Source organism: Nannocystis exedens (genome assembly GCF_002343915.1).
Taxonomy (GTDB): domain Bacteria; phylum Myxococcota_A; class Polyangia; order Nannocystales; family Nannocystaceae; genus Nannocystis; species Nannocystis exedens.
On the sequence record NZ_NETK01000001.1, the window covers coordinates 4,404,872 to 4,418,980 of the forward strand.

The following is a 14,109-nucleotide window of genomic DNA, read 5'->3' on the forward strand; positions in this document are numbered from 1 at the left end:
CCGGGGCCGCGCTTGACCGCGCCGGCCTCGCCCGCAAAAGTGCCTCGCGTGGACCTCGACGCGCTCGTGCGACCGATCCTCGATCTCCTGCGGCGGGCCGACCAGCGCGACGTCCGGATCACCGACCTCGCGGGCCCCGAGGCCCACGCCGACGCCTTCGCCGCCATCGGCGCTCCCCTGTCTCTCGGGCCAGGTGACGCACCGCTCGATCTCACGACCCTGACGCGGGCGATCGAGGCGGTCATCGCCCGCTCGGTGCGGACGCTGCACCCGCGCTTCTTCAACCAGAACTTCGCCGGCGCCGACCCGGTCGCCGTCGTCGGTGATTTTCTCGGCGCCGCGCTCAACACCACCATGGCCACCTACGAGGCCGCGCCGGTGTTCACCCTGATCGAGCGCGAGGTGCTGGCGCGCCTGGCCGCGCTGGCCGGCTGGCCCGCGCACGAGGGCGTGTTCGTGCCCGGCGGCTCGGTCTCCAACCTCTACGCGCTGCAGCTCGCGCGCCTGCGGGTCGACCCCGAGGCGCGCGAGCGCGGGCACGACGGCGTCCCGCTGGTCGCCTTCGCCTCGACGCACGCCCACTACTCCTTCGAAAAATCGGTCGTGCTGCTCGGCCTCGGCCGGCGTGCTCTGATCAAAGTCGCATGCGACGAGCGCGGCCGCATGCGCCCCGACGCTCTGGCCGCCGCCATCGACGCCGCCCTCGCTCGCGGGCAGCGGCCGTTCTTCGTCGGCGCCACCGCCGGCACCACCGTGCTCGGCGGCTTCGACCCGTTGCCCGCGCTCGCCGATCTCGCCGAGCGCCACCGCCTGTGGCTGCACGTCGACGGCAGCTTCGGCGCCTCGGCGCTGTTCTCCTCGGGGCAGGCGCAGCTCATGGCCGGCGTCGCCCGGGCCGACTCGCTGGCGTGGAACCTCCATAAGATGCTCGGGGTCACCCAGCAGTGCGCAGCCTTCCTGGTCCGAGGGACAGGTGCCTTGCGGGCCGCGTTCGCCACCGGCGCCAGCTACCTGTTCCAGCCCGACAAGCCGCACGCCGAGCTCGACAGCGGCGACGCCACCTTTCAGTGCGCCCGGCGGGTCGACGCGCTCAAGGCCTGGCTCGTCTGGAAGTTCCGCGGCGAGGCCGGCTTCGCCGCGCGCATCGACCACGCCGTCGGCCTCGCCGACCACTGCGCCGCGCGGATCGCCGGCGACCCGCGGTTTTACCTGGCCGCCCCGCCCTCGTGGGTCAACGTGTGTTTTTGGTGGATCCCCCCGGACCTGCGGCCCTTCGCCGGCCGCACCCCCGAGGTCGACGCGACGCTGCACGCCCTGGCCCCGCGGCTCAAGGCCGCCATGCTGCGCCGCGGCGAGGCGATGCTCGGCTTTCAGCCGGTCGACGGCGGGCCGAACTGCTTCCGCCTGCTGTTCATCAACCCGGCCACGACGATCGCGGACGTCGACGCGACGCTCGAGCTCGTCGACGCCTGCGGCCGCGAGGCGCTGGCGTCAGGCGATTGAAACTTGAGGACATGCCCCTCAAAGCATGTCCCCTAAGACATCAATGTTCACGCGCGGCAGGAGACCGCAGCGCGCGGGCGAACCGCTCGGCCGTCGCTTCGTCGTCGCGCAGCGCCAGCGAGGTGCGGTAGTAGATCGCGGCCGCCTCGTCGTTGCCGCGCTCCTCGGCGATCCGGCCCAGCGAGTGGTAGATGGCGCCGCGGACGACGTCGTCGGTCGCGACCGCGAGGCCCTGCATGCACGCGGCCTCGGCGGCGTCGTCCGGACCGGTTTTGAAGTGGGCGAAGCAGCGGTTGCCCCGATCACGGCCGCCGCGCCGGTCCTTGAAGCCCTGGTCGCGCGGCGCCAGCGACGGAAACGGCAGCGCTGTCGGCGTCGGCCAGCGCAGCGGCAGCGGCGACCAGCCCGGCGCGCGGGCCTCGCTCGCCACGCTGGCCGCGCTCGCGCGCATCAGCCTCGAAGTCGGCCGGCAGCTCCCACGGGACGTCATCGCGCTCGTCTGTCGTGCAGAAGCCCGCGGACTCGCCGCGCCCGCGCCGTCCCCCGTGCATCGGTTCGTGTGTAGGGCACGCCACTTGCTCGGCTCGCCGTCGTCGTCGAGCGTGTAGACGACGAAGGCGGCTGCGACCGGCGAGCGCGCGTCGGAGGGCGTCGCAGGTGCGGTCGGCGCCGGCGGCTCCGGCGCCGACGACGGACCGCGACAACCGAGGACAACATCAGCATCGAGCCGGGGAGGAGCGCGCGCCGGCACAGGCGCTCCTACCAGGGAACCGATCTCGCCGTCCCTCGATCCCAGACGACCCGCCTGGAGCCGCCCCGGGGCCCCCCGGAGGAACATGTCTCAAAAGCCATGTGACATCCACCCCGGCCCGCGCTCGCCCGCGCGCGGTGTGGCGTCCACCACGAGCACCAGCACGGCGAACACCGGCCGAACGATGATTTCTCCTGCCCCTCGTCACCCGCGCGTCACATCGCGAAGGTTCGCCGCGGGTGACCACGCCGCCCACAGCATGTCGTCGACGCAAGTCGACGCACGCGGCCGCGGAGAGCTGATAAAACTGTGTCCGTGCGGGCGAGCGTGGCGGCCGCCGAGGGTGTGGCCCAACGAACATTCTAACGCTGGGGATCGGCGCTATCGCAACGGACATGGAAGATCGCCAACACCACGAGCCTCCTGCTCCACGCCCGCCGCTGTGGGCGCGGCTGTTCGGTCCGGTCGACATCGCCTCGCTGGTCTGCTTCCGCGTCGCGTTCGGCGTGCTGATGATGGTCGAGGTCCTGCGCTACATCCCGCGGATCGAGCGCTACTACATCGACCCGCCGATCCACTTCACCTACTACGGCTTCGAATGGGTCCAGCCGTGGCCGGGCGACTGGATGTACGTCCACTTCGGCGTGATCGGCCTGGCCGCGCTGTGCGTCACCATCGGCCTGTGTTACCGCTTCGCCGCCGCGGTGTTCTTCCTCGGCTTCAGCTACATGTTCCTGCTCGAGCAGGCGCGGTACCTGAACCACATCTATCTGCTGTGCCTGATCGCCTTCATCATGATCTTCGTGCCGGCGCACCGGGCCTTCTCGGTCGACGCCTGGCTGCGGCCCAAGCTGCGCAGCGACACCGTACCCGCGTGGGCGCTGCGGCTGGTGCAGCTGCAGATCGGCATCCCCTACTTCTTCGGCGGCCTGGCCAAGATCAACCACGACTGGCTGCGCGGCGAGCCGATGCGCATGTGGCTGGCCGAGCGGGCCGACCGGCCGCTCATCGGCCCGCTGATGACGAAGGAGTGGGTCGTCTACTTCTTCAGCTACGGCGGCCTGCTGTTCGACCTGCTGATCGTCCCGGCGATGTTGTGGCGGCGGACCCGGCCGTACGCGTTCGTCGCGGCGCTCGTGTTCCACTTCATCAACGGCAACATCTTCACCATCGGCATCTTCCCGTGGGTGATGGCGGCGGCGACGTTGATGTACTTCCCGCCCGACTGGCCGCGGCGCTTCCGCGACTTCCTCGGCCGACTGCTGCGCCTCCCGGCCGCCGAGCCCAGGCCGACCCCGCCGCCGCTGCCGCTGCCGACGCGGGCGACCGGCGCGCAGAAGTGCCTGCTCGCGTTCCTCGGCGTCTACACCGCCTGGCAGCTGCTGTTCCCGCTGCGGCACTGGCTCTACCCCGGCGACGTCGCGTGGACCGAGGAGGGCCACAAGTTCTCGTGGCGCATGAAGCTGCGCGACAAGGCCGGCACCGTGTCCTTCCACGCGACCGACCCGTCGACCGGCGAGTCGTGGCGGATCGACCTGCGCGGCAAGGTCAAGAAGTGGCAGCTGTCCGAAATGACAGGTCGGCCGGAGATGATCCTGCAGCTCGCGCATCACCTCGGCGAGCAACTGCGCGCCGAGGGCGTCCCCGATGTCGAGATCCGCGTCCTCGCCCCCGTCTCGCTCAACGGCCGCGAGCCCCAGTTCCTCATCGACCCCGACGTCGACCTCATGAAGGTCGAGCGAAGCCTGCTTCCCGCATCGTGGATCCGCCCCGAAGCGCCGCTCGAGCCCGCGGCCCAGGCGCGCCTGTCAGAGATGTAATCCGCGGTTAATCGACCCGAAAACGCCGTCGCGGCTAATCGCTGGGCTACGCGGACGAACAGCCTCGTCCGCGTCTCGCCCCGATGCTCGGTTGGCTCATTCATCAATCGATCCAGCTCCGCCTGCTGATGCTGGGTCTCCTGCTCACGCTCCTGGTCGGCGGCGGCCTCGCGGCCCGCAACCTGCCGATCGACGCGCTGCCCGACATCTCGACCATCCAGGTCAGCGTGCTGACCGAGGCGCCGGGCCTGTCGGCGCCGGAGGTCGAGCGCAACGTGACGTTCCCGATGGAGAACGCGCTCAACGGCGTGCCCGGGCTCGAGGAGCTGCGCTCGGTCTCCCGCGCCGACCTCAGCGCGATCACGGTGGTGTTCCGCGACGGCACCGACCCGTGGTTCGCGCGCCAGCTGGTGTTCGAGCGCATGCTGCAGGCGCGCGGCGACCTGCCCGAGAGCGTGCCGACGCCGCAGATCGCCCCGCTCAGCACCGGCCTCGGAGAGATCTATCAGTTCGTGGTCCGCTCGCCGGTGCACTCGCGCAAGCAGCTGCGGACGCTGCTCGACTGGGAGATCGTGCCGCGCCTGCGCGGCGTGCCCGGCGTCATCGAGGTCAACACCCAGGGCGGCGAGCTCAAGCAGTACCAGGTGATCGTCCAGCCCGACCGCCTGGCCGCCTACGGCCTCACCCTGCGCGAGCTCAGCGAGACGCTGTCCTCGGCCAGCGCGATCGTCTCCGGCGGCTACATCGACCGCACCGCCGAGTCCTTCACCCTGCGCGCCGTCGGCACCTACACCGGCGTCGAGGACCTCGAGAGCGTCGTCCTCAAGGTCGCGCCCGACGGCACCCCGGTGCTCGTCAAGCACGTCGCCACCGTGCGCGACGGCGCCGCCCTGCGCCACGGCATCGTCACCTACATGGGCGAGGACGAGGCGGTCGCCGGCGTCATCATGATGCTGCTCGGCTCGAACAGCCGCGACGTCATCTACGCCGTCAAGGACCGCGTCGCCGAGGTCCAGGCCGAGCTGCCGGCCGGCGTCGTCATCGAGGCGGTGTACGACCGCGCCGAGTTCGTCGAGCGCACCCTGTCGACGGTGGTGAAGAACATCCTCGAGGGCGCCGCGGTGGTGTTCCTCGTGCTGATCGTCCTGCTCGGCAGCGTCCGCGGCGCGCTCGTGTGCGTGCTCGGCATCCCGGCCTCGATGTCGGTGGCGCTGTTCGGCATGCACTGGGCCGGGGTCGCCGGCGACCTGATGTCGCTCGGCGCGATCGACTTCGGCTTCCTCGTCGACGGCCCGATCGTCTTGCTCGAGGCGTTGATCGCCGCCTTCGCCGGCCAGCAGCTGACCTCGCGCGAGCGCGCCGACGCCTACGCCGCCGCGCTCGCCCGCGTGGTCCGCCCGGTCGCCTTCGCGGTGGCGATCATCATGCTGGTGTACATCCCGCTGCTCAGCCTCGAGGGCGTCGAGGGCCGGCTGTTCAAGCCGATGGCCACCACCATGGCGTTCGCGCTGTTCGGCGCGCTGGTCTACTCGGTCGCGTTCCTGCCGGCCCTGCTGGCGCTGTTCGTCCCGCCGGCCAAGCACGGCACCAGCGGCTGGCTGCGCGTCCTCACCCGCGGCTACGAGCGCGCCTTGCCGTGGGCGCTGAAGATGCGCTGGCCGCTGCTCGCCGGGGCCGCCGCCGCCCTCGTCATCACCGGCGGGGTCTTCGCCGGCAAGGGCGCCGACTTCGTCCCGCGCATCGACGAGGGCGACATGGTGGTCAGCCTGCGGCGGCCGCCGTCGATCAACCTCACCGAGGCCAAGCGGCTCGACCTCGAGGTGCAGAAGATCCTGCTCGGCTTCCCCGAGGTCGAGGGCACGCTCGCGTTCACCGGCCGCGCCGAGGTCGCGATCGACCCCGCCGGCAAGGACAAGACCGACATCGTCGTCCCGCTGAAGCCCAAGGAGGAGTGGGTCACCGCCCACGACCTCGACGCGCTCAGCGTCGTGTTCAAGGACAAGATCGAGTCGCAGGTCCCGAGCACCTTCGTGTCGATCTCGCAGCCGATCGAGGACCGCAACAACGAGATCATCTCCGGCTCGCGCGCCGACATCCAGATCATGGTGCTGGGGCCCGACCTGCTCGAGCTCAAGCGGATCGCCGACTCGATCGCCGCCGCCATCCGCCCGGTCGAGGGCACCGGCGACCTCCGCGTCGAGCAGGTGCTCGGCATGCCCGAGCTGACCGTCAAGCCCGACCGCGCCCGCCTGGCCCGCTACGGCGTCGCCCTCGAGGACGCCCTGCTCGCCGTCGAGGCCGCGCGCGTCGGCCTGCCGATCGGCCTGGTCTACGAGGGCCAGCGCCGCTTCGACGCCCGCCTGCTGGTGCCGCCGCGCGAGCCCCGGCCCGAGGCGCTCGGCGACCTGTTCGTCGAGACCGTCGACGGCCACCGCGTGCCGCTGTCCGAGGTCGCGTCGATCGAGGAGACCGAGGGTCCGGCGCAGATCCGCCGTCAGGACCGCGTCCGCGTCGTCCGCGTCGAGGTCAACCTGCGCGGCCGCGACCTCGTCTCGTGGGTGGGCGACGCGATGGTGGCCGTCGAGCAGAACGTGCCGCTGACGCCGCCGTACAAAATCACCTGGAGCGGTCAGTTCGAGAACTTCCAGCGCGCCAGCCAGCGCCTCGCCGTGGTCGTGCCGATCTGCCTGACGCTGATCTTCGGCATGCTGCTCTGGAACTTCCGCGACGTCCGCTACGCCGCCGCCGTGTTCGCGCTGGTCCCGTTCGCCCTGATCGGCGGGCTCGCCGGCCTCATCCTCCGCGACATGTCCTTCAGCATCCCCGCGGCCGTCGGCTTCATCGCCCTCGCCGGCGTCGCCGTCCTCAACGGCGTCGTCCTCGCCTCCGAGGTCCGCGCCGCGCTCGACGAGGGCCACCGCTTCGACGAGGCGCTGCTCAAGGGCTCCTCGCACACGATGCGGGCCGTCCTCACCACCGGCGCGGTCGCGGCGCTGGGCTTCTTGCCGATGGCCCTCGCCACCGGCGCCGGCTCCGAAGTGCAGAGGCCGCTGGCGACGACGGTCGTGTTCGGTATCGGCGCCTCGACGATCCTCACCCTCTTCCTGCTGCCCGCGCTGCTGCGGCTCGTGCTTCGCCGCGAGCGCCGGGCCGGCGAGAACATGACGCACCTGTAATGTCAGAACAAAAGACCGGCGTGTATGCTTCCAGACCGATGAAGGCGCTCATCGTCGAGGACGACGTCAAGGTGGCGCTGTTCATCGCCCGCGTCCTCTCCGAGGAGGGCTGGGTCACCGACCAGTGCACCCACGGCGCCGACGCGGTGCGCCAGGCTCGCTCGGTCGAGTACGACGTCATCCTGCTCGACTGGATGCTGCCGGACATCGACGGCCTGGCCGTCTGCCGCGAGCTGCGGCGGGCCGGCTCGGTCGCGCCGATCATCATGCTGACCGCGCGCGGCGAGGTCTCGGAGCGCGTGCTCGGGCTCGAGGCCGGGGCCGACGACTACGTCGTCAAGCCGTTCGAGATCGACGAGCTGCTGGCGCGGATCGGCGCGCTGCTGCGGCGCACCCAGGGCTTCGGCCGGCTGCAGGTCGGCGTCCTCGAGATCGATCGGCTGCGCCGCGTCGTCACCCTCGAGGGCAAGCCGGTCGACCTGACCGGCCGCGAGTACGCGCTGCTGCTGTGCCTGGCCGGCCAGGAGGGCCGCGTGGTCGCCCGCTCGGAGCTGCTGACCCAGGTGTGGGCCACGCACTTCGACCCCGGCTCGAACCTCATCGACGTCCAGATCAGCCGGCTGCGTGACAAGCTCGGCGACCACGCGTGGATGATCGACACCGTGCGCGGCAAGGGCTACCGTCTGCGGCGCGATCCGCCATGAGCCTCCGCGTCCGCTACGTCGTCGCGACCTCGGCCATCACCCTGGTCACGCTCGGCGCCGCGTCGATCGCCGTCACCCTCGCCGTCAACGCCAGCCAGGAGCACCAGCTCGACCTCGCCCTCGTCCGTGAGGCCCGCGAGGAGGCCGCCGAGGCCGACAAGCTCGGCGGCGACGAGCTCGCCATCTCCAACCGCCCCGGCCCGTTCGCCAACGACGTCGGCCCGCTCACCAAGTACGCCGTCATCTACGGCCCCGGCGACCGCATCATCGCCCAGACCCCCTCGTGGCAGCGCGACCCGCCGCCGCTGTCCGAGCTGCCCCCGCCCGACGGCACCTGCTTCGACCTGTGGTCGGCGCACGAGCACCTGCGCGCCGTCCACGTCGACCTGCCCTCGCACGCCGGCAGCTCGCTGCTGCTCGCCGCTCCGCGCGCCGACCTCGACGGCGACGCCCGCTTCCTCGAGCGCGCCATGGGCACCGGCTTCGCCGTCGCCCTGGTGTGGACCGTCCTCGTCGCCCTCGCCGTCGTCCACCGCCTCACCCGCGACCACCGCACGATCGCCGAGGTCGCCCGCCGCGTCGCCGCCGGCGACCTCGCCGCCCGCATCGACCTCCAGCACGGCGACCGCGAGATCGTCCAGCTCGCCCGCGACATCGACGCGATGATCGAGCGCCTCGGCCTCCTGCTCGGCCTGCAGCAGCGCTTCGTCGCCAACGCCGCCCACGAGCTGCGCTCGCCGCTCACCACCCTCTACGGCGAGCTGTCGCACGCGCTCCGCCGCTCGCGCGACGCCAGCGAGTACGAGCGGGCCATCCGCGAGGCGCTCGAGAGCACCTCGCGCCTGCGCCGCCTCACCGAGGACCTGCTGGCCGTGGCCCGCATGGGCGCCGCCGGCGACGAGGTCGGCGAGCCGGTCGACATCGCCGAGCTCGGCCGCGAAGCGATCGCCATGGTCAGCCACGAGAGCGCCGCCAAGGGCGTCACCATCGAATGGGACGGCCCCGGCGCCCTCGTCGTCGGCCGCGCCCACGACCTCGTGCGGCTGCTCCGCAACCTGCTCGAGAACGCCGTCCGCCACACCCCGCCGGGCGGCACGGTCAGCGTCCGCTGCCGCCCGGGCCCCGCCCGCGTCGAGCTGCGCGTGCGCGACGAGGGCCCCGGCGTCCCCCCGTCCGAGCGCGAGCAGATCTTCGAGGCATTTTATCGCGGCACCCGCGAGCGCGGCGCCAACGACGGCGGCACCGGCCTCGGCCTCACGATCGCCCGCGAGATCGCCCACGCCTACGGCGGCTCCGTGGTCGTCGCCGCCGACGACGGCCCCGGCGCCGTCTTCGTCGTCACGCTCCAGCGCGCCTCGTGAAGTTTTTTCAAGAGGCATGTCCCTCAGGGCATGCTCCTTCGGGAATGTCCCTTGGAACATGCCCTCTCGGTCATCCGCGGAAGATCAATGTCTCACTCGCGGCGAGCGCCGAGCAGGCCGCCCCACCAGGTCGTCGGAAACGCGGTGATCAGGACCGCGAGCGGGTACCACTTCGGCCCGAATTCCGGTCCGGCGTCCCAGGTGGCGATCGCCCCCAGCGCGCTGAGCACCACCCCGATGGTCGCCAGCACCGCCACGTGGCGCATCGGCCGGCGACGGGCCAGCCGGCCCGTCACGAACCCGCCGACCACCCCGAAGGCCGAGCGGTAGGCCAGCGCCAGCAGGAACAGCGCGTCGCGCATCGGCTGCCCGAGCGGCGGGAAGATCCCGCTCGCGTGCATGAACGCGTCGGTCGCCACCGACAGCACCACCGTGGCCACCAGCCCGGCCAGCACCGGCCCGACGCGCCGCAACACCGCCGCGAGCGGGCCCGACCTGGTGATTCGTGACATTCCGTGGTTTTCCATGCCCGTTCTCCTGTCCGTCACCTCCACGTCGAAGCCGGACCGGCCCGATCGACATCAACCCTCAAAAATTTCAAAAAAGGGGCCGCGCCCTTCGCGCCACCGGCGACCCGCCCGCACTGGCCCTGCGCCTCCGAGCACCGGTCGACGACAGCGACCCGGCGAGCCGCACCATTCCTACGTGTTCCCGAGGACATGTTTAAAAACATGTCCAACATGCCCTCGAGCCGCCCTCACCCCACGCGCGGTCGCAGCACGCGGCCGATCCCGTGGGCCAGCACGATCGCCGTGAACTTCAGGTTGCGCAGCAGCAGGGCCGGCCAGGAGATCGGCAGCGGGCCCTCGTCGCTGCGGGCCGGGCGCTGGCCGAAGCAGCGGGCCAGGCGGTCGCCGAGCCGGGTGATCCACGCGACCGAGCGCGGCGCCTCGTGAAGGCCCGTCAGCCACGGCGCCGGGATCGACCTCGGACCGCCGGTTGCGCCCGCCAGCCCGCCGGCGATCGCCGCCACCGTATCGGTGTCGCCGCCGAGGCGCACCGCCAGCTCGACCGCCGCGCCGACGTCGTGCGGCGCGCTGGCCCAGCAGTACAGCGCCACCGGCACGGTGTGGTGGATGTAGCCCGACACGCCCTGAACTTGTCCCAAAGCGCAGGCAAATGTCTCGGCCGACTCGCCGCGCCGCAGGTGCGCCGCCGCCAACGTCAGCGCCGTCGCCAGCTCGCCGTCGTCGGTCGCCTCGGCCAGCGCCGCCAGTAACTCCGCCGGCTCCTCGGCCGCGCAGTCGTACACGATCGCCGCCGCCGCGCGCGCGACCGCCAGCGCCCCCGCCAGCGCCCGCGGATCGGCGTGGGTCATCCGCGTCGAGCGGGCCACGAACGCCTCGAGCCGCACCGGATCGTCGCCCACGCACACGCCGAGGATCGCAGCCCGCATCGCCGGCCCGTTGCCGGCCGAGTCGATGCCGCTGCGCTCCGGCGACCACCCGAGCCACAGCCGCACCAGCGCCCGCAGCGTGCCCCAGCCGACGCTCGCGGGCAGGCCGAGCAGCCACCCGCGCAGCCGCCACGCGAGCGAGCGGGCGAACGCGCGGGAGTCGTCGGGCGCGGCCAGCAGCGCCTGCCCGGTCATGCACGCGTGCTCGGTGTCGTCGCTGATCATCCCGCGCGCGCCGATCAGCGCGTGCCGCAGCGGCGCCGCCCCGACCGCCGCGCCGATCCGCGCTCGCGTCAGTCCTTCCCACGGCAGGCCGATCGCGTCCCCCACCGCACCGCCGAGCAAGCAACCGACGATCGCGTCTCTCAACTCCATGCGCACCTCCGGCCCGCCCCACAGCAATCCGCGGGCCAGCACCTCGCGCGCTCGGCCGGCGACAAGACGTCACCGTGACCCGCTGCTCCGGCTCGGCGCGAGACATCGTGTCACTCGCCGCCCCGCCCCGTCCTCGGCCTCCCGCCGGCACGCCGCACCATTCCCCCCGCGCGTCGGATCCACGCACCGCTCGGGCCCGCTGACAATTCGTCGCGCACGCCTCTCGTCAATTCGTCCCCCGCGCCGCCCTCGCGCGCACAACCTGTCGCGTGCCCCTCCGCACGCGTCGGCGACCTCGCTACAGCCCGCGACCTCTCGAAGTCGCGACCTCGCCAAGCCCGCGATCTCGCGAAGCCCGCGATCTCGCGAAGTCCGCGACCTCCCGATCTCCGTGACCTCTCGATCTCCGCGACCTGTGCGGGTGCCGGCCACCTCGGAGGCATGTTCGGCCCGGAGCCGCCACGTCACGGCGAGACATGGGAGCGCAGGGCTCGCTGCTGTTGGCGCAGGCCGGCATCGAGCGCACGACGACCCCAGGCCTCACGGATCTCGCCGCACCCCCGCCACACATCTGCGCGCCTTGCGACTTCCGCACCGCAGCGTGACGGTCGTCGCGTGTACCCGCGGCCGGCCGCGCGGCCCTCCGTGTTACAACCGCGGGCGCGTGGAGGTCGAGCGCACCCGACACGGACCCTTCGAGCGGCTGTCGTTCGCCTTCGGCACCCCGACCGGTCGCAGTCAGCACTCGGTCTACCGCCTGGGCGACACTCTGATCGACGCCGGCGGCACGGTCGCGACGGCGGAGCTGCTCGCCCTCCTGCGCGAGCGACCGCCGCGGCGGATCGTCTGCACCCACCAGCACGAAGATCACGTCGGCAACATCGCCGCGATCCGCCGCGCCTTCGGCGACCTGCCGGTGTACGTCCCGCGCCAGCACGTCCCGATCGTCACCACGACCGCGCGGATCCCCGAGTACCGCGCCGTCTACTGGGGCCACCCCGAGCCCAGCGGCCCCGTCGAGCCCTACGATCCAGGAGCTGTCTTCGAGGACAGCTCCGTCGCGCTCGAGGCCGTCCTCACCCCCGGCCACACCCCGCACCACATCACCTTCGTCGCCCGCGACGGCGCCGCCAGCTACGCGCTCACCGGCGACCTCTACACCTCGCGCCCGCTCGAGGGCTGGTTCGAGTCGGCCGCCGACGACATGGTCGCCTCGCTGCGCCGCGTCGCCGCCCGCGCTCCCGACCTCGTCGTGCTGCCGACGCACGGCCGGATCAAGCCCGACGGCGCACGTGTCCTTTCGGACATGGCCGACTGGATCGACCGCGAGGCCGAGCGGATCCACGAGGCCGCCGAGCGGCTCGCCACTCGCGACCCGCGGGCGCTCGCCGCCGCCGTCTACGCCGAGCTCGGGCCCGACATCGCCGACCTCGGCTCGGGCGGGGAGATCTCCCGCGCCGGCTTCGTCCGCTCGATCCTCGCGCCGAACCGCGGCCTGCCCGTCGACCCGCCCTGAGCCGGCGTCAGTTCGGCCGCGGGTCGCGGATCGACAGGATCTTGATCCGGTCGTCCTCCTGCATCAGCTCGATCTTCATCAGCCGCACCGACCGCTCGCACTGCAGGTGAATGAACGCCCCGCGCACGCTGACGAGGTCGGGCTCGCCGAGCGAGCAGTCGCCGTGCTTCGAGCGCACGTCGAGCAGGAACCGGCGGATCTTCTCCTCCTCGAACTTCTCGCTGAAGCTGCGGCGAAACAGCGCCGGGTCCCATTGATCGTACAGCCGCATCACCGTCTCCGCCGCCTCGCGCACCGGCTCGGCGAGCTCGACGCCCCGCGCGGCCATCAGGAGGCCGGGGATCTTGCCGGTCTCCGGCGACAGCGAGAACTGCGCCTCGAGCTGTCCGTGCTCGCACTCGTAGCGGTACCGCACCGCCTCGTCCTTCACCAGCATCGGCTCGCCGGCCCCGCACTCGCCCACCCGCGCTCGCAACCACTGCACCCATTCTTCGTGGCCGATCGACGGCTTTTCGAACAGGCCCGCCGCGGCGTCGAGGTCGAACTCGTTGAACAGCGCGATCACCTGCGCCGCCGCCTGCGCCTGCTCGTGGCTCGGCGGCTGCGGCACCTGCGACAGCAGCTCGACGAGCCCCTCGGTGAAGCCCGCCAGCCGCCGATTCAATACAGTAGTCGACGCCTCCCCCGCCTCCGTCATGGTGCCGTTGTCCGCGCGCGACTCGCCGTCCGCTCGCGGTCCCGCCCCCTCGGTCGTCGAGCCGTCGGCGGTCGACGGCAGCCCGCCGGCGAAGAAGATCGCCAGCCCGAGCCCGATCAGCGGCATCACGATCCAAACCAGGCGTAAGCGCATAGGCTGCCAGCATACCCGACGTCATCGCCGGGCACGAGCCGCGGACGGGCGACGCGACCCGAAGGCCGCGTCGATCAGAGCGGCCGGGCCATGAAGGTCCGCCGGCTCTCGTCGAGCCCGCGAGCCACGTGCTCTTGACGGATCTGCGCCAGCCCGGCGGTGAGCGCCTCGTCGGCGATGTCGACGAACCCCAGGCGGCGGTAGTACGGCGCGTTCCACAGCACGTCGCGGAACGTCGAGAGCGTCAGACGAGCCAAACCGGCCGCCCGCGCCCGCTCGGCGGCCGCGTCCAGCAGCGCCGCCCCGATCCGCCGGCGCTCGAAGGCCGGCAGGACGTCGATCTGCTCGATATAGAGGCCGTCCTCGACGGGACGGAACATCACGAACGCGACCGGAGCGCCCTCGCACTCGGCGACCCAAAGCCCGCCGCCCGCCATGCGCGCCGCCAGTACGGCCGCCGGCGAGGGCTCATCGTCCACGAGCTCGTCGATGACGCCGACGAAGCGACGGGCCGAGGCGCGTTCGATGCCGCGGATCGTCTCGATCTCGGCCGGGTGAGCGGGGCGGATCCGGCAATTCATGTTCATGTCTTTCCGG

At 72.0% G+C, this 14,109-nt stretch carries 11 protein-coding genes; 6 read left to right on the forward strand and 5 right to left on the reverse strand.

The window, feature by feature from the left end; translation table 11 throughout:
• The first annotated feature begins 48 nt into the window (after window positions 1–48).
• Complete coding sequence (locus NAEX_RS17335) at window positions 49–1,503, forward strand: pyridoxal phosphate-dependent decarboxylase family protein (RefSeq protein ID WP_096328597.1); 1,455 nt, start codon at window positions 49–51, stop codon at window positions 1,501–1,503.
• A gap of 40 nt (window positions 1,504–1,543) precedes the next feature.
• On the opposite strand, the gene NAEX_RS50345 is transcribed toward NAEX_RS17335, so the two are convergent.
• On the reverse strand, window positions 1,544–1,954 hold the full coding sequence (locus tag NAEX_RS50345; RefSeq protein ID WP_096328598.1) for a tetratricopeptide repeat protein: 411 nt from the start codon (window positions 1,952–1,954) through the stop codon (window positions 1,544–1,546).
• A 695-nt stretch (window positions 1,955–2,649) separates the two neighbouring features.
• Between NAEX_RS50345 and NAEX_RS17345 the strand changes: the two genes are divergently transcribed.
• The 4 genes from NAEX_RS17345 to NAEX_RS17360 all read left to right on the forward strand — a co-directional run bounded on the left by NAEX_RS17345 (window position 2,650) and on the right by NAEX_RS17360 (window position 9,315).
• The gene (locus tag NAEX_RS17345; protein WP_096328599.1) at window positions 2,650–4,074 is read left to right on the forward strand and encodes an HTTM domain-containing protein; all 1,425 of its coding nucleotides are present in this window, start codon (window positions 2,650–2,652) and stop codon (window positions 4,072–4,074) included.
• Between the two features lie 83 nt (window positions 4,075–4,157).
• A complete protein-coding gene (locus tag NAEX_RS17350) occupies window positions 4,158–7,250 on the forward strand; it encodes an efflux RND transporter permease subunit (RefSeq protein WP_096328600.1) in 3,093 nt (1,030 codons plus the stop codon).
• Window positions 7,251–7,288: 38 nt separating this feature from the next.
• Complete coding sequence (locus NAEX_RS17355; RefSeq protein ID WP_096328601.1) at window positions 7,289–7,954, forward strand: response regulator transcription factor; 666 nt, start codon at window positions 7,289–7,291, stop codon at window positions 7,952–7,954.
• Entirely contained in the window at window positions 7,951–9,315 is a 1,365-nt protein-coding gene (locus tag NAEX_RS17360) for a sensor histidine kinase (RefSeq protein ID WP_096328602.1), read from the forward strand. Before NAEX_RS17355 ends, NAEX_RS17360 begins: the two co-directional genes overlap by 4 nt.
• Window positions 9,316–9,407: 92 nt before the next feature.
• Here NAEX_RS17360 and NAEX_RS17365 read toward each other — a convergent pair whose 3' ends face one another.
• Window positions 9,408–9,842: a hypothetical protein gene (locus tag NAEX_RS17365; RefSeq protein WP_211302422.1), complete on the reverse strand. Its 435-nt coding sequence runs from the start codon at window positions 9,840–9,842 to the stop codon at window positions 9,408–9,410.
• A gap of 230 nt (window positions 9,843–10,072) precedes the next feature.
• A complete protein-coding gene (locus NAEX_RS17370) occupies window positions 10,073–11,146 on the reverse strand; it encodes an ADP-ribosylglycohydrolase family protein (protein WP_096328603.1) in 1,074 nt (357 codons plus the stop codon).
• Between the two features lie 580 nt (window positions 11,147–11,726).
• Between NAEX_RS17370 and NAEX_RS50350 the strand changes: the two genes are divergently transcribed.
• On the forward strand, window positions 11,727–12,662 hold the full coding sequence (locus tag NAEX_RS50350; protein WP_170135794.1) for an MBL fold metallo-hydrolase: 936 nt from the start codon (window positions 11,727–11,729) through the stop codon (window positions 12,660–12,662).
• Window positions 12,663–12,669: 7 nt separating this feature from the next.
• On the opposite strand, the gene NAEX_RS17380 is transcribed toward NAEX_RS50350, so the two are convergent.
• Together NAEX_RS17380 and NAEX_RS17385 are read right to left on the reverse strand one after the other, a co-directional pair.
• Window positions 12,670–13,512, reverse strand: coding sequence for a hypothetical protein (locus NAEX_RS17380; protein WP_096328605.1), 843 nt, complete (start codon window positions 13,510–13,512; stop codon window positions 12,670–12,672).
• A gap of 74 nt (window positions 13,513–13,586) precedes the next feature.
• The gene (locus tag NAEX_RS17385) at window positions 13,587–14,099 is read right to left on the reverse strand and encodes a GNAT family N-acetyltransferase (protein WP_211302423.1); all 513 of its coding nucleotides are present in this window, start codon (window positions 14,097–14,099) and stop codon (window positions 13,587–13,589) included.
• Between the last annotated feature and the right edge of the window lie 10 nt (window positions 14,100–14,109).